General features: G+C 41.6%; 15 protein-coding genes. 10 read left to right on the top strand and 5 right to left on the bottom strand.

Translation table 11 applies throughout. The annotated features are described in order from the left end of the window. Window positions 1–11: 11 nt before the first annotated feature. The 4 genes from AB0756_RS25710 to AB0756_RS25695 all read right to left on the bottom strand — a co-directional run bounded on the left by AB0756_RS25710 (window position 12) and on the right by AB0756_RS25695 (window position 11,304). Window positions 12–455 (bottom strand): type II toxin-antitoxin system VapC family toxin, encoded by a 444-nt coding sequence (locus AB0756_RS25710; RefSeq protein ID WP_038082243.1) that lies wholly within the window; start codon window positions 453–455, stop codon window positions 12–14. Continuing rightward, window positions 455–799, bottom strand: coding sequence for a hypothetical protein (locus tag AB0756_RS25705; protein ID WP_038082242.1), 345 nt, complete (start codon window positions 797–799; stop codon window positions 455–457). The genes AB0756_RS25710 and AB0756_RS25705 overlap by 1 nt, the downstream gene beginning before the upstream one ends. 282 nt (window positions 800–1,081) lie before the next feature. Then, window positions 1,082–6,214: a LamG-like jellyroll fold domain-containing protein gene (locus AB0756_RS25700; protein WP_038082241.1), complete on the bottom strand. Its 5,133-nt coding sequence runs from the start codon at window positions 6,212–6,214 to the stop codon at window positions 1,082–1,084. Between the two features lie 110 nt (window positions 6,215–6,324). Further along, entirely contained in the window at window positions 6,325–11,304 is a 4,980-nt protein-coding gene (locus AB0756_RS25695; RefSeq protein WP_167844784.1) for a LamG-like jellyroll fold domain-containing protein, read from the bottom strand. A 587-nt stretch (window positions 11,305–11,891) separates the two neighbouring features. Here AB0756_RS25695 and gvpJ point away from each other — a divergent pair. From gvpJ to AB0756_RS25675, 4 genes are read left to right on the top strand one after another with little or no spacing between them, the layout of a single operon-like run. After that, window positions 11,892–12,302 (top strand): gas vesicle protein GvpJ, encoded by a 411-nt coding sequence (gvpJ, locus tag AB0756_RS25690; protein ID WP_038082238.1) that lies wholly within the window; start codon window positions 11,892–11,894, stop codon window positions 12,300–12,302. A 54-nt stretch (window positions 12,303–12,356) separates the two neighbouring features. Continuing rightward, window positions 12,357–12,830, top strand: a complete 474-nt coding sequence (locus AB0756_RS25685) for a gas vesicle protein K (RefSeq protein ID WP_038082236.1) — start codon at window positions 12,357–12,359, stop codon at window positions 12,828–12,830. Between the two features lie 41 nt (window positions 12,831–12,871). Continuing rightward, complete coding sequence (gene gvpF, locus AB0756_RS25680) at window positions 12,872–13,606, top strand: gas vesicle protein GvpF (protein ID WP_038082234.1); 735 nt, start codon at window positions 12,872–12,874, stop codon at window positions 13,604–13,606. Between the two features lie 14 nt (window positions 13,607–13,620). Then, window positions 13,621–13,869: a gas vesicle protein GvpG gene (locus tag AB0756_RS25675; RefSeq protein WP_038082233.1), complete on the top strand. Its 249-nt coding sequence runs from the start codon at window positions 13,621–13,623 to the stop codon at window positions 13,867–13,869. Here the strand turns inward: AB0756_RS25675 and AB0756_RS25670 are convergent, their stop codons facing one another. Continuing rightward, window positions 13,870–14,229 carry a hypothetical protein gene (locus AB0756_RS25670; RefSeq protein ID WP_050046654.1) on the bottom strand — a complete coding sequence of 120 codons (360 nt, stop codon included), beginning with the start codon at window positions 14,227–14,229 and terminating at the stop codon, window positions 13,870–13,872. A gap of 17 nt (window positions 14,230–14,246) precedes the next feature. Between AB0756_RS25670 and AB0756_RS25665 the strand changes: the two genes are divergently transcribed. From AB0756_RS25665 to AB0756_RS25640, 6 genes are all read left to right on the top strand, one after another. Next, window positions 14,247–14,942, top strand: coding sequence for a GvpL/GvpF family gas vesicle protein (locus tag AB0756_RS25665; RefSeq protein ID WP_237265970.1), 696 nt, complete (start codon window positions 14,247–14,249; stop codon window positions 14,940–14,942). 77 nt (window positions 14,943–15,019) lie between these two features. Continuing rightward, window positions 15,020–16,921: an ArsA family ATPase gene (locus AB0756_RS25660; RefSeq protein WP_237265969.1), complete on the top strand. Its 1,902-nt coding sequence runs from the start codon at window positions 15,020–15,022 to the stop codon at window positions 16,919–16,921. 178 nt (window positions 16,922–17,099) lie between these two features. After that, on the top strand, window positions 17,100–18,908 hold the full coding sequence (locus tag AB0756_RS25655) for an AAA family ATPase (protein ID WP_038082229.1): 1,809 nt from the start codon (window positions 17,100–17,102) through the stop codon (window positions 18,906–18,908). Between the two features lie 400 nt (window positions 18,909–19,308). Then, on the top strand, window positions 19,309–21,747 hold the full coding sequence (locus tag AB0756_RS25650; RefSeq protein WP_050046655.1) for a LamG domain-containing protein: 2,439 nt from the start codon (window positions 19,309–19,311) through the stop codon (window positions 21,745–21,747). Between the two features lie 134 nt (window positions 21,748–21,881). After that, window positions 21,882–23,543: an AAA family ATPase gene (locus AB0756_RS25645; protein ID WP_050046656.1), complete on the top strand. Its 1,662-nt coding sequence runs from the start codon at window positions 21,882–21,884 to the stop codon at window positions 23,541–23,543. Window positions 23,544–23,726: 183 nt separating this feature from the next. Further along, the gene (locus tag AB0756_RS25640; protein WP_038082226.1) at window positions 23,727–24,365 is read left to right on the top strand and encodes a 4Fe-4S single cluster domain-containing protein; all 639 of its coding nucleotides are present in this window, start codon (window positions 23,727–23,729) and stop codon (window positions 24,363–24,365) included. Window positions 24,366–24,393: the final 28 nt, after the last annotated feature.

The raw sequence follows: 24,393 nt of genomic DNA, 5'->3' as shown, positions 1-24,393 counted from the left end.
GCGCATAAAATTTACAACCAAGACTGAACAGACAATGTTCTAACTTGTTGAATTCTCTGAAAGTCGCTATCAGCTGATACAACGGTAAGACTGTGTTGTAAGGCTACAGCCGCAATCCAAAGGTCATTTTCATCAAAGCCTAGGTCTGTTACCTGAGTTTTTCTCCGCTTGCTTTTTTCCTTGGGACCAAATTGTCTCATCAAACCAGCTTTGATCTGACCGTAAATATTAGCCGTGCCCTCTGTTACATTATAGATGCGTATATCTTCAAGAAATTCGGTAAAAGAAGCGAGATTCGTTTCCTTTTGTGCAGAATTTTCCATCATATATGTAAGTTCTCCCTGCACAATTACGCAAGTAGCAATGTTTAATTCTCCAACCTCAGTTATTCGACGAATGACGTTTGGTTCGCCAAGAATGATAGCACTACAGTGATTTGTATCTAGTAAATACATTACTCAAAAGGATTTAAGTCATAATCGAACTTAGCTTTGCCACGAGTTGCGTAAACAGAGTGAAGACACTCATCGAAGTCATCGCCTGCCCAAGTGCCTGCGTGTCTGAGGATGGAACGGCCAGAAGCTGGACGGTAGGGTAGTTGAGAACTATCTATCGGGTTTTCTTGTGGTTGATTTAAGGTTTCAGAACCTGCTGTTTCTAGTTGAATGTGTGGGGGTTGCGTATCTTTTTTTTCTGCTACTCGCTTTGTTTTCAAAAAGCGTAGAAAATCAAGAGTTGCTTCTAAGAGAGACTCTGGTGAGGATTCAATTTCTTGGAGCAAGAGTTCTTTAATAGTCATATAATTAATCCTCTGCTAGTATGGCTTCGATTTGTATCATCAACAACTTTTCTAATCTTTATGCTTTTTAACACCTGATATCATAATAACCGATGACTTGAAGCGTGGCATCTCTCAACTTAAATGGATCGTTCCTAGACAGGGTCTCAACAGCAAAGCTTTAGAAAAATGTTGTATGCAAGCAAACAGGCAAATTGCTTTCTCCATTCACCTGTTTGCTGACTCACTTCAGGAATTCCAAATTGAAAATTGTTCAATCCAAAATCCAAAATCTAAAATTCTTTAACGACCTTGGAAAATGTAGATAGCACCTACCCTGCGGAAGTGGGAATTGTTTGCCCAAGCAGCAGTGCTAAAAACCCACTCACCATCAATGGGAGTGCAGAAACCAAAGTAGTTTTCGTAATGCAAATCGGCTGGTTGCAGTTTCTGTTTTTGCTGCCACAGACCTTTTTCTAAATGGAAAACGCAAGCATCTCCAGTATCAATAATTTTGGCAGAATTGGCACGGGTGGAACCAACGATCGCCACATCTTTAGCGATCGCCACTGTCGCACCAAAAAATCCACAATACTTGGGATACTCGGCTTGCAGTTTTTGTTTAATTTGCCAGACTCCTTTCTCCAATTGGTACGTATAAACATTGCCAGCAGCGAGAACATTGCCAACTTTAGTACCGACTGCCCCGACAAAAGCATGTTCTCCTGCGATCGCTACAGAGTACCCAAATAAATCCTTACCATCAACTTGAGCAGATTGCAACTTCTGTTTGAGTTGCCACACACCATTTTCCAAACGGTATATATAAGCACCTCCAACCGGACGTTTAACATTAGCAGAGGCGTAGCGATCGCCACCACCGATAATTGCCCACTCCCCGCTAATAGCCATAGAGTTCCCAAAGCATTGGTTAATACCCAAATCCTTTGGTTGCAACTTCTGTACCTGCTGCCACATTCCATTTTCCAAATGGAAAACATACACTGCTCCAGCCCCTTGAATGCTGTTAGCTCTGGCATTGTAAGCCCCAATAAAAGCCCAATCGCCACTCATAACTACACCTTTGCCAAAGTAATCGCGAGCAGCCAAGTCAATGGGTTGCAGTTTCTGTACCTGCTGCCATACCCTGTTTTCCAAACGAAAAGCATAAGCAGCTCCAGTATCTTGCATTCCCACAGTATCTGCTTTTCTCGCTCCGACAATTGCCCATTCCCCACTAATATCGACATCACACCCAAATTGATCGCCCACACGAGAGTCATGAGGTTGCAACTTTTGCTTGAGATGCCACATCTTGTTCTGCAATTGGAGAATGTAAGCGGCTCCAGCTTCTAGCAAACGCGATCCATTTGCTTTGCGAGCACTGACGATCGCCCACTCGCCACTAATTGCTGCTTCTTCGCCAAAGAAAGCGTTACTGTTTAAGTCAGTGGGTTGTAACTTTTGTACTTGCTGCCATCCCCGTCTGGTAATTAACGGTTCATTCTCAAAGAAGATTTGTCCATCCCAAGCTGCGCCAAAAACTTTTCCATGCAAAGCACGGTGAGAACGATCTAAAACTTTATCTCCAGACCCTTCATTTAAAGGCCAATACCCAATTAACCCTCGCTCATTCCCCACCAGAGAACGGTGCATGTGCTCTTGCAGTTCTGCTGGGGTAAGTGCTTTATCCCAGACTTGAACTTCAGAAATTTGACCGTTGAAATATCGAGATGGCGACTCAACATCCCTCCCTATATACAAACGACCGTTATCATTATTTAATTGTCCTGGTGCTTCCGTGCGAGCTACCTCTTCACCATCGATATACAAACGAATAGTTCTGCCATCAAACGTACCTGCGTAATGGTGCCACTGGGTAATGTCTATGTTCGGTGTAAAACTAGCACATTTCCATACACCAGAACGGATATAAAAATGAAAAGTTTTGCCACCAGCTTCGGGGTGCAAACTAAAAGGATTGCGTTTGGAAACCAAACAACCGTATTGGTTCCACGTTGGGGTATTGCTTCTCGCCCAAGCTGAAACTGTGACTTGATTGCTAAGGTTAGTATGCTCTGGAACTTCTACATAATCATCCTTGCCATCAAATGTCAAAACGGGTTGCAAGTAATCCGATTCGTAGGACTGCGGCCAAATAGCCCCATGAATCATACCCGTGTTGCTATTGGTAGTCTTATCTAAAACTTTATTGCCACGTCCTTCATTCAATGACCAATAACCAATCAAACCTTCCTCATTTCCTAACAAACGACGTTGCATATCCTTGAGCAATTCTTCTTGATTACGAGCCTTTTTCCAAAGGCGTACTTCCGACATCATACCGTCAAAATAATCATCAAACGTGTAGTTGCTCCGAGCGATGTAGTTCAAAGTTCTATTGGCATTGTTGGGTAGGTGAATTGCTCCAGATTGGACTTGTTCACCGTTCCTGTAAAGTTTGCCAGTTCCATCAGCACTGACTGTTGCTGCTAAGTGCATCCACCTACCAGGTTCTAATACATTTGCGGCTGCGATCCTTTGCCCTACGCCATCACGTTTGATTTCTAAAATCAGATCGTTATCTGTTTCCCGATTGGCAAAGATAATGTTATCTTTGTCGATACCATTACCAAAGTCGATGACTCGTGAGGATTTTTTGAAGCTGTTGTAATAAACCCACGCTTCGATTGTGAAACCTTGGGAATAATCAAAGTCCATTCTGGGTAATGAAATGTGGTCATCATGACCGTCAAACTTCAAAGCAGATTTGATGACGTTTGGTTCGTCCCTGATGGCTGCAGGTTTGATAAAGTTTTGTTGTGTCCAAGTGGCGAAGTAAATTTTACCGTTATTGGCGCGATCGCTTTTATCTCTCACTATGTCGCCAATCCCTTCGTTTAAAGACCAATAACCAACCAACCCCAATTCGTTTCCTCTCAGCCGAGTGTAGATATTACCTTTAATTTCAGCGGTAGAACGGGCATAATTCCAAACTGTAAATTCGGCAATTACACCAGCCCAAAAATTATCAACTTTGCCAATCCAGTACCCCGTCTCTTTGTTATGAAAAAATTTTTCTGGCGCAGGTTGAGTTAATAAAAGTTCGCCATCACGGTAGAATCTGTATTCGGTTCCTTGTTTGACCCATGTTATATGAATCCACTTTTCTTTGGCTTCAAAGAAGTTATCTATTAACGCAAAATAACGCTTACCTGTTAGATCGTATGACTCGTACATCAATCCCGATTTATCTGGCGTCATCCATATTCCAGGTTTGCGATACTTATCTCCTTGATGACCGATTAAGGCGTGCCAAGCTCCATCGTTCAGTAAGCTTGGCTTGACCCAAAAAGACATTGTAAATTCTGTATCGTTCTCAAAAGGATCTTTAATTTGTATGTGATTATCAAACCTTTGGAAATATAAACTATATGGCAAATGTAAGGCTCGATTGTTAACAATTTTTTCCTGCCATTTAGCACCTTTAATCTTACCATAATTCTGCTGGCTCGCTTTATTACTGGCTAAATCACCGCAGCCATCTTGTAAAGGCCAATAAGCGACTAAATTAGGTTCGTTCCCATGTAAGGCTTTGCCAATATTTGCTTGAATTTCGGCTGCCGTTTTGGCTTGATTCCAAATAGCAAGTTCAGCTAGAGTACCGTGATAATGAGCGGAAGCAGCACGAGCTAATCTTCCTATATTCGCAACTCTCGTTTTGGGCAGAGGTTTTCTTTTTTCCTTACCACTATGCCAGAGTAATCCATTACGGTAAATTTCCATATCTCCCACTGTGGCATTTTTCACAAATGCCCAATGCATCCATTCACCTTGATATTCATAAAGTTGGGCTGCTTTTTCGATGCGATCGTAATTTTCATTGGGTTGGGTGACATCGCAGCCACAATCAAAATAAACCATCCCATCGACATTGGGAACTTGGATACTTAAAACTCTTTGACGATCTTCTGCGATCGCTTCAATGACAGTAGCATTTTTTGGCAAGCGACTCCCACCTTGAGCCCAAAAGGTTACAGTAATTTGATTGCCTGAAGGAAGGCTCTCTGGAAATAGTTCTATATAATCGTCTACACCATCAAACTCTAGAGCATATTCTATAAAGTTTGCCTTTTGCTCAAAGGCTTTTATGGAGTATTCCTCTTGCCAAATGGCTCCGATAATTGTACCAACATTGCTGCAACTGGTGCGGTCGCTAACTGTCTGACCAATACCTTCATTAAAAGGCCAATAACTTACCAATCCTGGTTCGTTTCCTACTAAATGTTCATATCTACTCGCTTTAATTTCCTCTTGCGTTCGAGGAGAACTCCAGATAGAAACTTCCGCAATTTCACCCCACCAGAAATTATCAACTCGACCTATCCAATAACTGGTGTACTTGTTAGTGTAAAAGAATTCAGGTGCGGGGTATGTAGCAAACAGTTCGCCGTTACGATAAAACCTGTATTCTGTTGCTTGTTTGACCCAAGTAATATGTATCCACTCATTTTCCACTTCAAAAAAGTTATTTAATGTTTCCCCATAACGCTTACCATTTAAGTCGTAAGAATCGTAAGACAATCCTGAATTACTGGGACACAACCACAACCCAGGTTTGCGATATAGATCGCCTTGCTTACCTATCAAACCATGCCAACCATCATTGAGTACGCTGGGCTTAACCCACAAGGAAATCGTAAATTCTTTGTTGTTAACAAACGGGTCTTTAATTTCTATATAATCGCTCTGTCCGTGAAAAGAGAGAACAGGCTGGGGATAACTTAAAGGGCTGGCAATAGGAAAAAAGATTTGCTGATGCCAAGTTGCACCTTTAATTTGTCCATCCTGGCTGGCTGTACAGCCGCTTCCTTCGTTCAAAGGCCAATAACCAACAAGCCCTGTTTCATTGCCTTCAAGACGGCGGTGCATATCTCTTTGCAGTTCTTCTGGCAAACGTGCATGTTTCCACAAACGCACTTCTGACAGCCGTCCGTTAAAATATCCATCTTCGGAAGCGTGACTATTGCCAATGAAATTTTGAGTTCGGTTGACGCTTTCTGGGAGTTGGATTTTTCCCGATTGAATTTCTTGACTGTTCTTATAAATTTTGACATTTCCTGCAGCATCAACTGTGGCTGCTAGATGCAGCCATTTACCTGTTTCTAAAGCTTTTTCGGCAAGAATTTGTTGGTTGTTAATTTGCAAACATAAAGTATCGGTAGCTCCTTGATTGGCAAAGATAATGGTATTGTTAAGAGCGCCATTGCTGAAATCAACGATCGATGCACCTGATGTGAAGCTGTTGTAATATATCCAAGCTTCTACTGTTAAACCCTGGGAGTAGTTAATATTGAGTTCGGGTAAGATGATGCGATCGCTTTGTCCGTCAAACTTAAGGACGTAGGGTAGGTAGTTAATTTGGGTGTTTGGCATATGGCTGTTTGATGAGTGAACGAGTGATTGAAGGAACCGCAGAGGCGCAGAGGACGCAGAGAGTTTTTGCGCTTTTGTGTCTTTGGGTGTGATGTGAAAATACAGGTAGCTTACCGAGATGCGAAGACATAAACAGCACCCGCTCGTTTCGCGGTTGGAGTGTTTGCCCAAGCAGCAGTTGTAAAAATCCATTCCCTATCTGTTGGGCTAGAAAATCCAAAGTAGCTTTCGTAGTGTAAGTCTGTGGGTTGGAGTTTTTCTTTGAGTTGCCATACTCCTTTTTCTAGTTTGAAAATATGAGCGTCACCTGTGGCTTTGAGTTTGGAGGAATCTGCGCGGGTTGAGCCAATAACGGCTATGTCATTGGCGATCGCAACTGTTGCCCCAAAGAAAGCACAGTATTTGGGTTGGGATGGTTGCAGTGTTTGTTGTGGTTGCCAAACTCCTTCTATTAATTTGTAGATATAAACGCTTCCAGTCCCCGATACATTGGCGACAGGAGTGTTGACGGCTCCTACCAAGGCATATTCTCCTGAAATGGCGACGGAATAGCCAAATAGGTCATTAATTCCTAATTGGGGTGATTGCAGTTTCTGTTTTTGCCGCCATACGCCGTCTTCTAGATGGTAAACATAGGCTCCTCCGGGGCGTTTTACACTAGCGGAACTGTAGCGATCGCCGCCGCCGACGATCGCCCATTCTGCTGTCATGGCAATGACATTGCCAAAGCATTGATTAAAACCTAAATCTTGTGGTTGCAGTTTTTGTGTTTGCTGCCATACTCCGTTTTCTAGGTGGAACACATAAGCTGCGCCAGCATCTTGAATGTTGGCTAATTTGGCACGAGCTGCGCCGACGATCGCCCAGTTTCTACTGATGGCAATTCCCTTACCAAAGGAACTGTTAACATTCAGATCTTGTGGTTGCAGTTTCTGCTTTTGTTGCCAGATGCCATTTTCTAATTGGTAAATATACGCAGCCCCAGCGTCCTTTATAATTCCAGCATCCGCTTTGCGTGCGCCGACAATCGCCCATTGCGAATCGATCGCGACAGCACTACCAAATCGATCGCCCATACGGATATCATGAGGCTGGAGTCGCTGTTTTTGCAGCCACATCTTGTTCTGTAGTTGGAAAATGTACGCGATCCCAGCATCTTCAATATCGGCTCTGTTGGCTTTGCGTGCGCCTGCGATCGCCCATTCTCCACAAAATGCTGTTTCTTCGCCAAAGTATGATTCGCTCTTTAAATCTGCAGGTTGAAGTTTTTGTAATTGCTGCCACTCATTTTGAGGAATGACTGGTTTTGGCTCGAGCACAACAACTTTTGGAGATAATTCAGACAGCTTCTGTGTCAGTTCAGTATCTTTATGTTCTAACTCAGAGTTTTTTTGCTTGATTTCTGATAGTTGTGTCTCTTGTTCGGTATTCTTTTTTTCTAACTCAGCAATTTTTTTATCTTGGTCAAGATTTTTCTGCTTAAGCTCCGATAATTGTTGGTCTTGTTCGGCGTTCTTTTGTTCTGATTCAGCAATTTTCTTATCTTGGTCAAGATTTTTTTGCTTGACTTCCGATAGTTGTTTATCTCGTTCAGCGTTCTTTTGTTCTGATTCAGCAACTTTCTTATCGAGTTCAGCATTTTTCTGCTTAAGTTCAGATAGTTGTTTTTCTTGTTCGATATTCTTTTGTTCTAATTCACCGACTTTATAAGCAAGGTCGATATTATTCTGTTCGAGGGCAGATGGTTTAGGCGGAGTTAGTATTTCATTAACAAAGAATAATTGCCAATCCCAAATAGCTCCCGTAATTTTACCATTATTATTACGGCTTGTGACATCTTTGGCAGTGTCACCAGAACCTTCATTTAAAGCCCAATAACCTACTAATCCTGGTTCTTTCCCTGTTAAACGCTCGCCCAGACTATTTTTAATATCGGCATCCAATCGAGCACAGTTCCAAATACTCAGTTCAGTCATTTCACCAACCCAGAAATTATCGGCAAGCCCAAACCAATAACCTGTTTCTTTATTCGTATAAAATATTTCTGGTGCTGGTTTAGTAGCAAATAATTGTCCATTACGGTAAAACTTATACTCTGTTCCCCGTTTTACCCAGGTAATATGTACCCATTGAGCTTTTTCTGTAAAAAAGTTATCTAAGAGTTCTCGGTAACGTTTTCCTGTGGTGTCGTAGGAGTCATAAACCAAGGCTGAATTCTTGGAACATAACCACAAACTGGGTTTGCAGAATTTATTTTCATCTTTCCCAAGCAAACCATAACATTTGCCATCATCGATCGCTTTTGGCTTCACCCATAAGGACAGGGTAAATTCCTTGTTATTGTCAAATGGATCTTGAATTTCTACAAAATCCGCTTGAAAATTGAGAACCGATTTTACTGATAAAGATTCATCAGCTAATTCTTTTGTTTTTGCTTCCCAAGTTGCACCTGTAATTTGACCGTGATTGCCATAACTAGTTTTGTCAGAAACCTTATTGCCCTTACTTTCATTGAGAGGCCAATAACTAACTAAGCCTGATTCGTTACCAACAAGAGAACCCTGCATATTCTTTTGCAGTTCTTCTAGAGTACAAACTTTATCCCAAAGTTGAACTTCCGCAATTTTTCCGGAGAAAAAGTATTTTTGAATTCCTTCAGTTGCACCAGCACCTATTCGTAAGGGGCGTTTTGAATTGATTCCATAATTAGCTACTGTTTCCCCTACTAATTCTCCATTAATATACAGTTTTGCTCTGCTACCATCATAAGTTGCTGCTACTGATGTCCAAGTATTTAAAACTACGTCCGAACCATTGACAATAATCCAACTGCTTTGAGTACTCGATCCTACCCAAAATTGCCATCTGTTATTATCACCTGCATAGAGAATATATCCCTTGGCTGGAGAATCATCTCGTGAAGTAATAACAGAACGCCAAGTTCCTTGCCCTTTTTCTACTTTTACCCAACACAATAAGGTAAACTGACTGGGATTGAGGTTGGCTGCATAAGGTACTTCGACAAAATCATCGACTCCATCAAATGAAAGTAAACTAGACCAAGAAGGTGTCGCGTTAACGGCTTTAATGATGGTGGCTTCCTTTTGCCAAGCTGCTCCATAAATGGTTGCTTGATTGGCAATATTCATTTTGTCATTGGCGATATTACCTTTTCCTTCATTCAAGGGCCAATATGCTATTAATCCTAATTCATTTCCAGTTAAACGGCGGGACATATCGGCTTTAATGTCTTCAGCAGTACGGGGTTTTTTCCAAATTCGCACTTCTGTCAATTGACCTGAGAAAAATGACTCTTTACCCTCTACAACACCAATATATAAAGTTCCCGTGCCTTTATAGTCGTCTTTAGCCGTTCTCTCAAGAAGTTTTTCGCTATCTCGATAAATGATTTGCTTTTTAGTTGTGGCGTCATAAACACAAGCCCAGTGATGCCATTCAGTATCTGTGACATTTATTTCTGTATTTAAATCATCACCATAAAAAGCTAAGGTAAAGACATCGTTGCTACGATAGCCTATGTGCAAATCTTGATTTTGCTTTTTGTTACCCTGGTTAATAATGACTGACCAGGCTTTTGTTGAGTTGCGTTTTGCCCAAAATTCTATGGTAAAACTGGTGTTGGCTAAATTGATGCGATCGCCACAATTAATGCAAGTACTCTGTCCGTTAAAAGTAAGAACAAATTGAGTCGTTGTTGGTTGATTTGTCTGAGGATTAATCAGTGTTAATTTTGCTTCTTCCCAGGTAGCATCAACTATAGTTCCATCTTTACTAATGACTTTATTAGCTAGCTTATCGCCAGTTCCCTCATCTAAAGGCCAATAACCCACTAAGCCTGATTCTTTTCCTGACAGTTTTTGATATAAACTGGCTTGAATTTCATCTGGAGTGCGAGGGCAATTCCAAACTGATAATGCAGCAATTTTACCCCACCAGAAATTGCTCTCTCGTCCTATCCAATAGGTCGTATTTCTATTAGTATAAATTTTATTAGGAGCAGGTTTAGTAGCAAACAACTTCCCATCACGATAAAACTTATACTCCGTTCCTTGTTTTACCCAGGTAATATGTACCCATTGATTTTTAACGACAAAAAAGTTATCTAATTGTTCGCGATAACGCTGACCGGTGGAGTCGTAAGAGTCATAAGCTAGTCCCGATTTATCTGCGGTTAACCATAACGCTGGTTTGTTATACTGATTTTCAGGCGCATAGTTGCCAATTATGCTGTAGTTACTGCCATCATTGAGGATGGAAGGTTTCACCCACAAGGACAGGGTAAATTCTCCATCGTCTGCAAAGGGGTCTTTAATTTCTATATACTGACTGAGACCGCGAAAAGAAAGAATAGATTGTAGGTGATGGGCGCGATCGCCTGTGGGAAAATAGATTTCTTGATGCCAGACACCACCGATAATTTTGCCATTATGACTAACAAGATCGCCAGTTCCTTCATTTAAAGGCCAATATCCTACTAATCCAGCTTCTTTACCTTCTAAACGACGGTTTAAGTCTTGTTGCAATTCTTCCACCGAACGCGTGCGGTTCCAGAGGCGTACTTCTGCCATCCTTCCATCAAAATAACCATCATGTGTCCAGTTACTCCGCCCGATGTAATTAAGGCTTCGGTTTAGGTTTTCTGGAAGATGAATTTTTCCAGATTGAATTTCTACACCGTTTTTGTAGAGTTTACCATGACCAGAGCTATCAACTGTTGCTGCTAAGTGCATCCACTTTCCAGTTTCAAGGGCGTTGTTAGCTGTAATTTTTTCTATTGCTGTACCTTTTTTGGTTTGTATGGCAAGTGTATTGGTATGACCAACATTTGCAAATACGATATTGTGTTTGTCTACACCATTACCAAAGTCTACGATCCGCGACCAAAACTTAAAGCTGTTGTAATAAACCCATGCTTCTATCGTGAAACCTGACGAATAATCTATATTCATTTTGGACAAAACAATATGGTCGTCTTGTCCGTTAAATTTAAGAACGTAGGGCAAGGAATTTATCTGTTGATTTTGCATGCGATCGTTAACTCCTACTTGCAGAGAATGACTGCAAAACACTGGAAATACTTTAGATAGCTAAATTAACTAGCGATCGCTAATTTATTTAGCTATTACATTATGAATGAGCAATTTAGACGAACCGGAAAATATAGAGAGAGTTAATGCTGCGAGATGAGGATAAAAACTCTGTAACTTTTCAGCACACAAGCTTACCCTAATGCCTCTCAATAGAGAACTTTGCATTAATCCAAATTATGAATTAATTAAAAAAAATATTATTGCAATTCATAAAGCAAATTTAAAAACTGTAAACAGTCTATTGTAATTACTTACGAATCCCTAAGTTGGAAAGCGAATTTAATCTCAATAGATTTGCTTGCAATCAATATACACTAATAAACTCGAAAAAATTTTAAAATAAACTTAATAATTGAGACAATACCAAAAATTCAAGGGATTTAATAATTTTTTATCTAACTGTTAAGAAAAAATATCGATTTGCAATAAAAATTAATTTGAAGAAATTTATGAAAATAGTGACAATTGCTACGAGTTAAGCTATAAATTTCTAGTGTGTTCTGTTATGTAAATACTTTTTGGATAGAGGAAACTACTTTGTATATCAAAAAAGAGCTAATTAAATCGTGACATCAACACCAATACCATCTAGTTCTAAAGCTAACTCCAGTCGAACAATTAACACCTCTACCCAAGGTTCGACTTTGGCAGATATTCTGGAACGGATTTTAGATAAGGGAATTGTAATAGCAGGTGATATTTCTGTTTCTATCGCCTCTACCGAGTTGTTGCATATCCGAATTCGGCTGTTAATTTCTTCGGTAGATAAAGCAAAAGAAATGGGAATAAATTGGTGGGAAGGCGATCCCCATCTCAGTGGGAAAACCCAGACTTTGATTGAGGAAAACCGCCAACTTCAAGATAGGCTGCGAAGCTTAGAAGCAGAAATGCGATCGCTCAAGGCTTTAGCTATGAGTCAGGTAGATTTTGGGACAAGCTTACCAAGCCAAAGACAAGGGGAAGGAGAAGATTTTTAGAGAAAATTTTTGGTAGCTGATTTAAGAAAATTTTTTATAGGAAAAATTTTTGAGATGACGTTAGTTGGCAAATCGTCGGAAAGTTCGACAGAAGAAATTCCTAATGTTCACAAACTAAACAGTAAAGCAGGTTTAGCTTCTCTATTGTTAACTGTGCTGGAACTTATTCGCCAGCTAATGGAAGCACAAGTGATTCGGCGGATGGATGAACAACTTCTGAGTGATTCACAGTTAGACCAAGCAGCAGAAAGTTTACAAAAACTAGAAGAACAAGTATTGCACTTGTGCAAAATTTTTGAAATAGAACCAGAGGATTTAAATGTAGATTTGGGAGAACTAGGTACTCTTTTACCTGCACCGGGAACTTATTACCCAGGAGAACCCAGCCAAAAACCGTCCATCTTAGAATTACTAGATCGGCTTTTAAACATTGGTATAGTATTGCACGGTGAAGTGGATTTAGGTTTGGCTAATTTAAATTTAATTCATGCAAAATTACGGTTAGTATTGACTTCAAAACCAATCTAAATTTGAGTTTGTAAATTTTTAAAAATAACTGGGAAACATTTATGACTTCAGGGCTTTATCTTTACGGAATTTTCCCCCAAGCAATTTCCGATAATGTCATTCTCGAAGGAATAGATAAACAAATAGTTCAGAACTATTCTATAGAGGGATTTAACTTTTTATATTCAGAAGCAAAACAAGCAAAGTATCTTGCTTCCCGACGCAATTTACTATGCCATGAAAAAGTTTTAGAAGAAGCGATGAATCTGGGATTTCGTACCCATTTACCACTACGCTTTGGATTAGTTGTGAAAACATGGGACACTGTTAACGAACAGTTGCTAGTTCCCTATAAAGAAGAATTAGAGGCGTTATTTCAAAAATTAGATGGACACCGGGAAGTGAGCGTCAAAGTTCTGTGGAACAGCCAGGAGGAAATCCAAGCATTGCTAGAGTCAAATCCGGAGTTGCGAGAAAAGCGCGATGCAATGGAAGGTAAAACTCTGAAAATGGAAGAAGTCATCGAAATTGGTCAGATGATTGAGAAGGGTTTAGAAGCTCGTAAAGAAGCGATTATCCAAGCTTTTCAAGATGAATTAAATGGTTTAGCAGAAGAAATCGTGGAAAATGATACGATGACAGAAGAAATGATTTATAATGCAGCTTATTTAATTCCTTGGGATAGTGAAGCTTTGTTTAGTGAAAAGGTAGAAGCTATTGACAAACAATTGAGCGATCGCTTGCGAATTCGCTATAACAACTTTACTGCACCTTATACATTTGCCCAACTTTCTTAAGTGTAACCAAAGTTATGTTTTTGAAAATCTTATTATTTCCTGTCATGGGTCCCCTTGAAGGCATAACCTGGATAGGAGAACAACTTCTAGAACGTGCTAGTGCTGAATTGGATGAAAAAGAAAATTTACACAAACGTTTGTTAGCTTTGCAACTAGCATTTGATATTGGAGAAATATCTGAAGAAGAGTTTGAAATTCAAGAAGAGGAGCTTTTGCTGCAAATTCAAGCCATGGAAGAAGAAGCAGCAGAAGCTGAACTTTAATTAAATATCTAAGTAGAAAGTTTCAAAATTATTCGACTCGTAAACCTTATGACCCCTTTGGGAACCCTTTTCATTAGTTGTATTGCGAGTCGGAATAACGCGTGTCGTTTGAGACTGGCTCGAAGGTGATTGACGCAAATTTTGAATGGATTGCTCAGTTTCCTCTATTTGAGTATCTAAATCGCTGAGGTGCTGTTTCAATTGTTCCATACGTTCAGCCATAAATTTCAGTTCTTGCTGAAGACGCTGCCGATCTGATACCATTTTGTAAAGCTTTAATTGCTCAGATGTTTCAGATTTGAAGCGAGGCATTGTACTGATTTTAGGTCTATTTAGTCCGCGATTGCGAAGGTTTTTCATAATAAATTTTTAGATGATTGACTGTATTATACATGGTGACTGAAAACCTTTACGTTTATGCTTTTTTAAAAACACCAGTTACTGACCTAAAATTACCCGCAGGCATCAGTAATAGTGTACTTTTAATTAGCACATCTGGCATTTCTGCGCTAGTGGAACCTGCTATTTCCATAGAATTATTACAAAGTAATGACGAAATATTAATTAAAGCAGTCTTGTCACACGATCGCGTTATTTGTGAAGTCTTTCGTCAAACGACAGTTTTACCTCTCCGGTTTGGTACTTCTTTTACTTCACAAGATAACTTATTAACGTATCTAGAATCTCGCGCAGAGGAATATCTAGAAAAGTTACACGTAATGAATGGGAAAAGTGAATATATTTTAAAGTTTATCCCTCGGACTTTAGATGAAACAACTACACCAACAGCATCAGGGGGGAGACAGTATTTTTTAGCTAAAAAACAACGCTATCAAACACAGCAAGACTTTTCTGCTATTCAAACAACAGAGTGGGAAAATATAGTTGAGACAATCAGTCAAATTTACGAATCTAAGATTGTTCAACAGGAGGACAAAGAACCCCGAATTTATCTTTTAGTAAGGAGTCAAGATGAAGATCTACTAGCAGAACAATATTTAACTTGGCAAGAGGCTTGTCCGCGTTGGGAGTTACATTTAGGAGAACCGCTACCTCCTTATCATTTTATTTAATTGTTAAATTTTGTGTCTGGATATTTTTTGTCTCATGCAAAGGCACAAAGGCGCAAAATTATAATAAAAATATACACATGACCTCAAATTACCAATTCACGGATAAGATTAATCAATATGACTCACTTCACTTAGCCATGTTTAGCGGCAAAGGTGGAGTTGGAAAAACTACACTCGCCTGTGCTTTTGCTCGACGCTGGGCTACATTATTTTCTAACGAGAGTATATTACTAATTTCTACAGACCCAGCCCATTCTTTAGGCGATGTATTGCAAATAAAAGTAGTAGAACAAGCTACACTTTTACCCGATTTACCAAATTTAAGTGTTCGAGCATTGGATGCAAAGCAATTACTATTAGAATTTAAGGCAAAATACGGAAATTATTTAGAACTGTTAGTTGAAAGAGGAAGCTTTGTCGAAGGGGAAGATTTAACACCTGTTTGGGATTTAAATTGGCCTGGTATAGATGAAGTTATGGGATTATTGGAAATCCAACGGTTGCTAGCAGAAAAAACTGTCGATCGCATTGTAGTAGACATGGCTCCTTCGGGGCATACTTTAAATTTATTAGGAATTAAAGATTTTTTAGATGTCGTCTTAAATTCTTTAGAATTATTTCAAGAAAAACATCGCGCGATCGCGAAAACTTTTACGGGACGTTATATACCTGATGAAGTTGATGATTTCTTAGCAAAAATGAAATCTGAATTAGCGGAAGGCAAAAAGTTATTGCAGGATGTCAATTTTACTGCTTGCTTGGTAGTGGCGATCGCAGAACCAATGAGTCTTTTAGAAACAGAGAGATTTTTAGATAACTTGCAGGAACTAGATATATCTTGCAGTGGGTTGTTTATTAATAAAATCTTAAGAGATGCCAAGACGGATTTAGACCGCTATAGCGAGCAACAAAATTTATTAGCAAAATTCCTTAATCTATCAGAAAAACAGTCTGTATATACCGTACCGCAACTCTTCACTGAACCCCTTGGGGGTACAGCACTAGATAATCTCATTAGCCAAGTTCAAAAAATTGATACTGTTGCCCTTATCCCCCCACCAGTTATACAATTTCCTGTCAAAATACTTCCTAGTTTTACTGACTTTATTATCGAAGGCAGACAACTCATTCTTATTGGTGGTAAAGGTGGAGTTGGAAAAACTACGGTAGCAGCAGCCATTGGATGGGAATTAGCCAATCGCTATCCCGATAAAAATATTTGTCTCATTTCTATCGACCCCGCTCATTCCTTAGGAGATGCTTTCGGTCAGAAATTAGGACACGAACCTACCCAATTAACCTCTAATTTAAGCGGTCAAGAAATCGATGCCAAAATTATATTAGAACAGTTCCGCAATGACTACCTTTGGGAATTAGCTGCAATGATGAGTGGTGAAGGAAGCGAACCAGGAGCAATCAAAATTGTTTATACTCCCGAAGCTTGGCGACAACTTGTAGCGCAGGCTTTACCTGGGATTGATGAAATGCTATCCCTCGTTACTATCATGGAGTTATTAGACCGCAAACAGCAAGATTTAATTATTTTAGACACAGCCCCTACAGGTCATCTACTCCGCTTTTTAGAAATGCCCTCTGCACTAGCAGATTGGTTGGCATGGATATTTAAATTATGGATGAAATATCAAAGTGTTTTAGGTCGAGTTGATTTTATGGGACGACTGCGAAAATTACGCCAACAAGTTGTGCAAGCCCAGAAAAAATTACAAGATCCAAATCATACAGAATTTATTGGTGTCATTCAAGCAGAAGCAGCAATTATCGCCGAACAAACACGTCTAACAGATTCTTTAGCCAAAATGGGTGTCCCTCAACGTTATATCGTCCACAATCGCTATCACTCTGGTTTCGAAATAGATAAAAGTTTATTTATCAAACAAAATATTATTCGCTTACCTACTTTACCGCGATCTGTAGAACCTTTAGATAGAATTAAAACAGCAGCAAGTCTTTTATTTTGAAACCATTAGAGTCAATACGGCAAAGGTTGAGAATATTAGTAGGCTGGGTTGAGGAACGAAACCCAACTACACCTTTTTCTTTGTCCAGCAAAACCTACCAGTATTGCTATTAGAATAAAACCGCTCTATTTGTAGAGAAACATATTAAGATGAGTTATGTTATGCCTTGCAATAAGTTATGAGCAATTTTTTCAAAGGCTTTGAAGATTTATTAGAACTAGCAAAAACCATAGAAGAAAAAATTCAAAACGGAGAAATCAAAGCTGACGTGCAAGTTAGCACTCGTTCGTTAAGCAATATTCCGCGTGCTGGTAGTATTCCGCGTACCGATATAGGAACCAGTCGAATTCGCACCCAACCACCCGCTTCTGCTCCTGTACCAGACCCGGTAACACCCACGGAAAACACTACAAATCACTCCCTCAAAGATGTAGGCGGACTTGAACAAGTCCTCCAAGAACTGAAAGAATTAATCGCCCTCCCTCTAAAACGTCCGGAAATTTTAGCCAAACTCGGACTAGAACCTACACGCGGTGTTCTTTTAGTCGGTCCTCCCGGTACGGGTAAAACACTCACCGCCCGCGCTCTTGCAGAAGAACTGGGTGTCAACTACATCGCCATAGTAGGACCGGAAGTGATTGGCAAATACTACGGTGAAGCAGAACAAAGATTGCGATCGCTATTTGAAAAAGCTGCTAAAAATGCTCCTTGTATAGTTTTTATAGATGAAATTGACAGCCTCGCCCCAGACCGCAGCAAAGTAGAAGGAGAAGTAGAAAAACGCTTAGTCGCCCAACTTCTCAGTCTGATGGATGGTTTTGCCCAAACGAAAGGGGTTATTGTGCTAGCTGCAACAAACCGTCCCGAACATCTCGACCCAGCTTTACGCCGCCCCGGAAGATTCGATCGCGAAGTCCAATTTCGAGTACCAGACCGTCAGGGACGCCTGGAAATATTACAAATATTAACTCGTTCGATGCCCCTAGATGAGACAGTAAACTTAGAAGCGATCGCAGATCTGAGTGTCGGATTTGTAGGTGCGGATTTAAAAGCCTTATGTCAAAAATCTGCTTACAATGCTTTGCGCCGTTATGTCCCCTCTATAGACGAGCAAATTCCCGATTCCATGACGGTGAATCAATTAGATTTCCTAGCAGCCATTAAAGAAATTAAACCAGCTGTTTTACGTGCGGTGGAAGTCGAATCTCCCAATATTTCCTGGGAAGAAATTGGCGGGTTGGAGAACATCAAACAAACCTTGAGGGAATCGGTAGAAGGCGCACTGTTACATCCAGAATTATATTTAAAAACCAAAGCGAAAGCACCCAAAGGTATTTTACTTTGGGGACCACCCGGAACCGGCAAAACTTTGTTAGCAAAAGCCGTTGCTTCTCAAGCTAGAGCAAATTTTATCTGCGTCAACGGTCCGGAATTACTCAATAAGTGGGTAGGTGCAAGCGAACAAGCAGTGCGAGAATTATTTACCAAAGCAAGACTTGCAGCACCGTGCGTTATCTTTATTGACGAAATCGACACCTTGACCCCAATTAGGGGAAGTTATACAGGCGATTCGGGAGTGAGCGATCGCGTTGTGGGACAATTGCTGACAGAATTAGATGGTTTGCAGACAGGTGCTACCATCCTGTTAATTGCTGCTACCAATCGTCCCGATGCGATCGACCCCGCGTTAGTTAGGTCTGGGCGTTTGGATTTGCAGTTAAAAGTAGACTTACCAAATCAAGAAAGCCGTTTGGCGATTTTGCAAGTCCACAACCAAGACCGTCCTTTACAGAATGTAGACTTAACTTACTGGGCAGAAATTACAGAAGGTTGGAATGGTGCTGACTTATCATTACTAGGCGATAGAGCGGCGGTAGAATCTATTCGCCGCTATCGTTCTCAAGGAATGACCGATCCCAATACTATCCGCATTACACCAGAGGACTTTGATTGTGCTTATCAAATTTTAACGGAACAACGTTCCTAGGCAGCTTATGTAAACATAAAGACCTTGTAGGTTGGATTGAACTCAGTGAAACCCAACATTCGAGCGGATATAGATTGGCGCTCTAACGGACATTGGGAAAACGGTGGTTTCAATCTGCTATTAATTTTATTATCTCCGGTCTCTCCCAACGTGAACCGGACGTGCGCCTTTGAGTGCAACCCAGGTGTCTGCTGTTATCTGTGCAAAAAGGGACACCTGTAAAACTTCGTCAAGAAAATTATTGGAACTCTTAATTTACCAAAGTTTCATTACCAAACTGTAAAAAGTCACTTAACATAGTTTAATTATTTACCGAGCCAATTGAGAGTAAAATCTAACATCAGGCGATCTGCCATGGCATCGCTATTGAAACAATGGCAGTGCTGACAGGGAGGAGCAGATGCTGTCAATAGAAAAACTGAGGATTGCAGCTGCAGGTGTATCAATCACTTATCCTCTTCAGAGCGTCATCCCTCCTGCTAAAAGAACAAAACAGCAGGCAATGCCCTCTCAAGAAACTATGCAGCAAACACCTCCGATTGATTCTTTTCCCAACGCTCCCACATTTGATGGAGTAGATGACAAGTTAGATATGCCTTACGCTCCCGAACTTAACCCTCCCAGTTTTACTATAGAAATGTGGGTTATGGTTCAGGGAGGTTCAGGTTATCAGTCTATTATGACCTCGGTCGGTGGCTCTCCTTTGGCAGGACGCAAAGGGTATCTTTTTTGCATCACACCTGCGCGGCAATGGCAATTTTGGTTGGGCAATGGCGAACCAAAAGCTTTCTGGCAAGTACTAAACGGTACACAAGCAAAAATAGGTACTTGGACACATCTCGCAGGAACCTACGATCGCAACTCGCAAACAATGGCTTTCTTTGTCAACGGGCGAGAAGTGGCGCGAGAAATGGGCGTGCAATACCAACCCAACGATCGCAATCCTACCCGTGTCGGTGCAGGTGCCACAGAACAGTGGGGAGCAAGCCCCTGTTTCTTCCGTGGCAAAATTGCTGAAGTTCATGTCTGGGATCGCGTCCTAACTTCTAGAGAGATTCAGGCACTTGCAGCCCAACAGTCAATAGAAGTTCAAGCAGAACCCATTCAGGAAAATACTTCTGAGGTCATACCTGAGGGACAAGGCGGACAATGGGGGCAATGGGGGCAAGGCGGACAGGGGGAACAATGGGGACAATGGGGGCAATGGGGGCAAGGCGGACAATGGGGACAAGGTGTGGATTTATTTCAAGAAACGACAGGTAATTTCTCCGGTCAACAGGGACAAAACACAAATCCTTCGCCTCAATCACAACTCAGTTTTGAGCAACCTCTAACTCAACTGCCAGTTCGGGAAAACCCTCTGACATCCAAGCAACCTGACCCAATCAGTACTGCTATGTCCGATCCCCAAACTGTTCTCTGGCAGATTGGCTCCCCAGGTCAAGCTGGAATACCAGCCCCTACAGGTCCATGGACTATTGAATATAACTATATAGTAGGTACAGATCCCGACCCCCTTAACTGTCCTACAATACCCTCTTGCATAGTTCCACCCAATGCCAACCAAATCCCCAATTCAACCAGTCAACTCAATATTCACTTTTCTTTACTAGAAAGTTATACTGACGGACAGTTAGTCTTATGTTACGATCGCTACGGTTCTGGAGAAGACAATATCTTTTTAGACGGACAACTCATTGCTAGGATGCCCGGAGCAGACCAGGGCAAACTCAAGCAAAGCCAAATCCCTCTAACAAGTATTTGCCAAGGATCGCATACGATTTCAATTACAACATCAAACGGTACAAATGCCGCACACTTAATCGATTATCTGCAACTCCAAATCCATAAACCAACGCTTTCCAATCTTACATCCCAATATGGGGGATTGACTGGTGCTTCGTCACAATCCGAAAGCAACCTATCAGATTCCCAACAATCATCGTCACAATCTGCACAAAGTGGATTCATCAGCCCGGTAACAAGTGTTGCAGGTCAGGTTACAGACGAAGGTGACAATGAGGGATTCGTTGGACAAGCCGCCGGACTGGTAGGCGGAGTAGCTGGTCAAGACCCCAGTGTTGGGGAATTAGTCGGTGGTTTAACTCATCAAAATTTAGGAGGCGGAGTGTTAGGAGAATTACTCAATCAAGTCGGCGGAGTGGCTGGAGGTTTACCAGTAGTTGGCGGAGTGGCTGGAGGTTTAACAGGTCAAGGTGGTGGCAAAGATGGATTAGCCGGAGGATTACTCAATCAAGTTGGTGGGCTAGCTTCCGGTCTACCCGTAGCTGGCGGAGTAGTCAATAGTTTGACAGGTCAAGGTGGTGGCAAAGACGGATTAGCCGGAGGATTACTCAATCAAGTCGGTGGACTAGCTTCCGGTCTACCTGTAGTTGGTGGAATAGCTTCCGGTCTACCTGGAGTTGGTGGACTAGTCGGTGGTGCTGCACAAGGAGGACACGCAGGTGGTGCATCTACGGAAGTTGTAGTGCAACAATTAGCTGGATTAGTACAGCAACTGACTGTCTTAGTTACCCAACTTACTCAACTCATCAGTCAACTAAGTATAGCCAATCAAGGTCATGTCGGGGCAGGAGGTGCAGGACAGATACCAGGAATGGGGCAACAACTTCCTGGAGGTGTATCCTTACCCGGTCTGACACCAGCCCAAGTCAGCCAACTATCAGCCATGACAGGTCTTTCACCAGCCCAACTTGCCCAACTATCTGCACTAACAAATCTCCCACCAGCACAACTATTACAACTGCCTGCAATGACAGGTCTCTCACCAGCACAAGTGTTAGCACAACTACAAAGCCGAGCATCGGGAGGTCGCTAACTACTTATTTACTACAATTGTGGTCTATGTACCTGAAAATGGCTGTTTACAGCTAACTTGGGGAGGCAGTGCGGTCTTGTCTGCCGTGAAACTGCTCCTCCCAGCATCACCGGTCACTGGTCACTGTAAAAGCTATGCGGATTCCTAGAACACCCAGGCATAAATCTCTGTCGCCAATTTCCCCTCCCACCCCTCACCCAGAACCTGCCGTCAAGGCATCATTGCAAGCCGTTGGCGGTTTAAGGGAAGTGCTGGCAGAACTGCACGATTTGGTTGCTCTACCACTGAAGCGTCCAGACTTGTTAGCCAAACTGGGATTAGAACCAACGCGGGGTGTGTTGTTAGTCGGACCGCCAGGAACAGGTAAAACCTTGACTGTGCGTGCCATAGCCGAAGAACTTGGTGTCAACTACATTGCCATTGCTGGTCCTGAGATTATTGGCAAATATTATGGCGAAGCAGAATTACGACTGCGGCAGATTTTCCAAAAAGCCACCCTGTCTGCTCCTTGCCTCATTTTTATCGACGAAATTGATAGCCTAGCACCGGAACGAGCCAAAGTCGAGGGGGAGGTAGAAAAGCGCGTTGTTGCCCAACTTCTCAGTCTGATGGATGGCTTTGCTCAACTCAATGGTGTAGTCATTTTGGCAGCAACCAACTGTCCCGATCGCGTCGATCCCGCACTGCGTCGTCCCGGTAGATTTGACCGTGAAGTTTATTTCCGCGTTCCGGATCGCAAGGGTCGCTGGGAAATTCTTCAGATTCACACGAGTACAATGCCTTTAGATGGGTCTGTAGATTTAGGAGTCATCGCCGATTTAGCAATTGGCTTTGTGGGTGCAGACTTGCGATCGCTTTGTCAAAAGTCAGCCTACAACGCCTTGCACCGCTTCAATCCCCCTCTAGACTCTCCCGTACCAGAGAATCTCAGTATCAGTCAGCAAGATTTTCTTCAAGCTTTAAAAGAAGTTAAACCTTCTATTCTCCGTCCGCTAACAATTGAAACCCCCAATATCACTTGGGAGCAAATTGGTGGTTTGGAGAGTATCAAGGCTATCTTGCAGGAATCTGTTGAAGGAGCTTTGCTTTATCCCGAACTCTATCGTCAGTTAAGAGCAATACCTCCCCGTGGAATTTTACTTTGGGGACCGCCCGGAACTGGTAAGACTCTTTTAGCTAAAGCAGTAGCATCTCAAGCTAGAGCCAATTTTATTGCCGTTAACGGACCGGAATTACACAGCAAGTGGGTGGGAGCATCCGAGCAAGCAGTACGAGAGTTGTTTACCAGAGCCAGACAGGTATCACCATGTATCATTTTTCTTGATGAAATTGATGTGATTGCTCCCGTCAGAGGGGGTAACGAAGGAGACTTTGGAGTGAGCGATCGCGTCGTCGGTCAACTCCTAACCGAAATGGATGGCATCCAAGCTTGTAATAATGTGATAATTATCGCTGCTACAAACAGACCGGACATCATTGACCCAGCCTTATTAAGAGCAGGTCGTCTGGACTTGCAACTGAAGGTAGACTTACCCGATGTCACCAGTCGGTTTGAAATCTTGCAAGTTCACAATCGCGATCGACCAATAGCCGCCGATCTTAACTTAGCAGCTTGGGCTGTACGCACAGAAGGTTGGAACGGTTCTGAACTAGCACTTCTGAGCAATCAAGCCACCATGCAAGCTATTCGTCGCTATCGCCTTCAAGGATTTACTCACATCATCGACCCCCGCATTTTTGCCATTGATTTTGAAATTGCCTATCAATTTTTGCTAGAAAGACGGTTTAGAGCATGAGGACTAAGTAATGTCAACCAATGTTTTCATAATTCATGTATACTTTTAATTATTAATGAACGTAACATTACTACACTTCTGTAAAGCTTTAGATATAAATTTTAGGAAATTAATAGCTCCCTCAGATCTAACCTCTGCGTACTATGCGTCTGTTGTGGTTCAATCAATTAATTTTATCCCTTTATGTATAATAATTTACAAATTTTCCGCTATCAATCTCCAGTAACAGTCTTAGGTCCATACAAAAGAGCAGTCATTTGGGTACAAGGCTGCGAGTTTGCTTGTCCGGGTTGTATAGTTCCTGAATCGTGGGAAAAAGCAAAGGGAGAATCAATTTCTCTAACCGAATTAACAGACTGGATTTTATCACAACCAGATATTGAGGGAATCACTCTCTCTGGTGGGGAACCAATGCTACAAGCAGCCCCTTTAGTCAATTTAATCGCTAGGGTGCATAAATTTAAAAATCTGGGTATAACGTGCTACACGGGATATCGTTTGGAGCATCTCCAGCAGCAGGGAACAGATGCTCAAAAATCATTACTGGCTTGCATCGATTTGCTAGTTGATGGAACTTATATTGAGTCTTTACACGGTGACTTACTCTGGCGAGGGTCTAGCAACCAGAGATTGTTGGCGCTGACAGAACGATATCAGCAGATTTTAATGCAAGAATTAGCACAAGGCGATCGCTCAGCCGGAATAGAATTTGGCATTGATGTCACTGGCTCATTTTATTTTACAGGCGTTCCTGCTCGTAAAGGCTTCCGAGATGAGTTTGCAGCAAAAATGCAAAGCCGAGGAATTACATTCTCCAACTAAAAATTACGACTTAGAAATTACGAATTAT

It is taken from the genome of Tolypothrix campylonemoides VB511288_2 (assembly GCF_045999855.1).
Lineage (GTDB): Bacteria > Cyanobacteriota > Cyanobacteriia > Cyanobacteriales > Nostocaceae > Scytonema > Scytonema bouteillei_A.
This window is presented reverse-complemented; position numbering and strand designations above follow the sequence as displayed.

Bases quoted from the DNA above. Each gene is read 5' to 3' on its own strand.
- AB0756_RS25710 (WP_038082243.1), bottom strand. From the start codon at position 455: ATGTATTTACTAGATACAAATCACTGTAGTGCTATCATTCTTGGCGAA.
- AB0756_RS25705 (WP_038082242.1), bottom strand. From the start codon at position 799: ATGACTATTAAAGAACTCTTGCTCCAAGAAATTGAATCCTCACCAGAG.
- AB0756_RS25700 (WP_038082241.1), bottom strand. From the start codon at position 6,214: ATGCCAAACACCCAAATTAACTACCTACCCTACGTCCTTAAGTTTGAC.
- AB0756_RS25685 (WP_038082236.1), top strand. From the start codon at position 12,357: ATGACGTTAGTTGGCAAATCGTCGGAAAGTTCGACAGAAGAAATTCCT.
- gvpF (WP_038082234.1), top strand. From the start codon at position 12,872: ATGACTTCAGGGCTTTATCTTTACGGAATTTTCCCCCAAGCAATTTCC.
- AB0756_RS25675 (WP_038082233.1), top strand. From the start codon at position 13,621: ATGTTTTTGAAAATCTTATTATTTCCTGTCATGGGTCCCCTTGAAGGC.
- AB0756_RS25670 (WP_050046654.1), bottom strand. From the start codon at position 14,229: ATGAAAAACCTTCGCAATCGCGGACTAAATAGACCTAAAATCAGTACA.
- AB0756_RS25660 (WP_237265969.1), top strand. From the start codon at position 15,020: ATGACCTCAAATTACCAATTCACGGATAAGATTAATCAATATGACTCA.
- AB0756_RS25655 (WP_038082229.1), top strand. From the start codon at position 17,100: ATGAGCAATTTTTTCAAAGGCTTTGAAGATTTATTAGAACTAGCAAAA.
- AB0756_RS25650 (WP_050046655.1), top strand. From the start codon at position 19,309: ATGCTGTCAATAGAAAAACTGAGGATTGCAGCTGCAGGTGTATCAATC.
- AB0756_RS25645 (WP_050046656.1), top strand. From the start codon at position 21,882: ATGCGGATTCCTAGAACACCCAGGCATAAATCTCTGTCGCCAATTTCC.
- AB0756_RS25640 (WP_038082226.1), top strand. From the start codon at position 23,727: ATGTATAATAATTTACAAATTTTCCGCTATCAATCTCCAGTAACAGTC.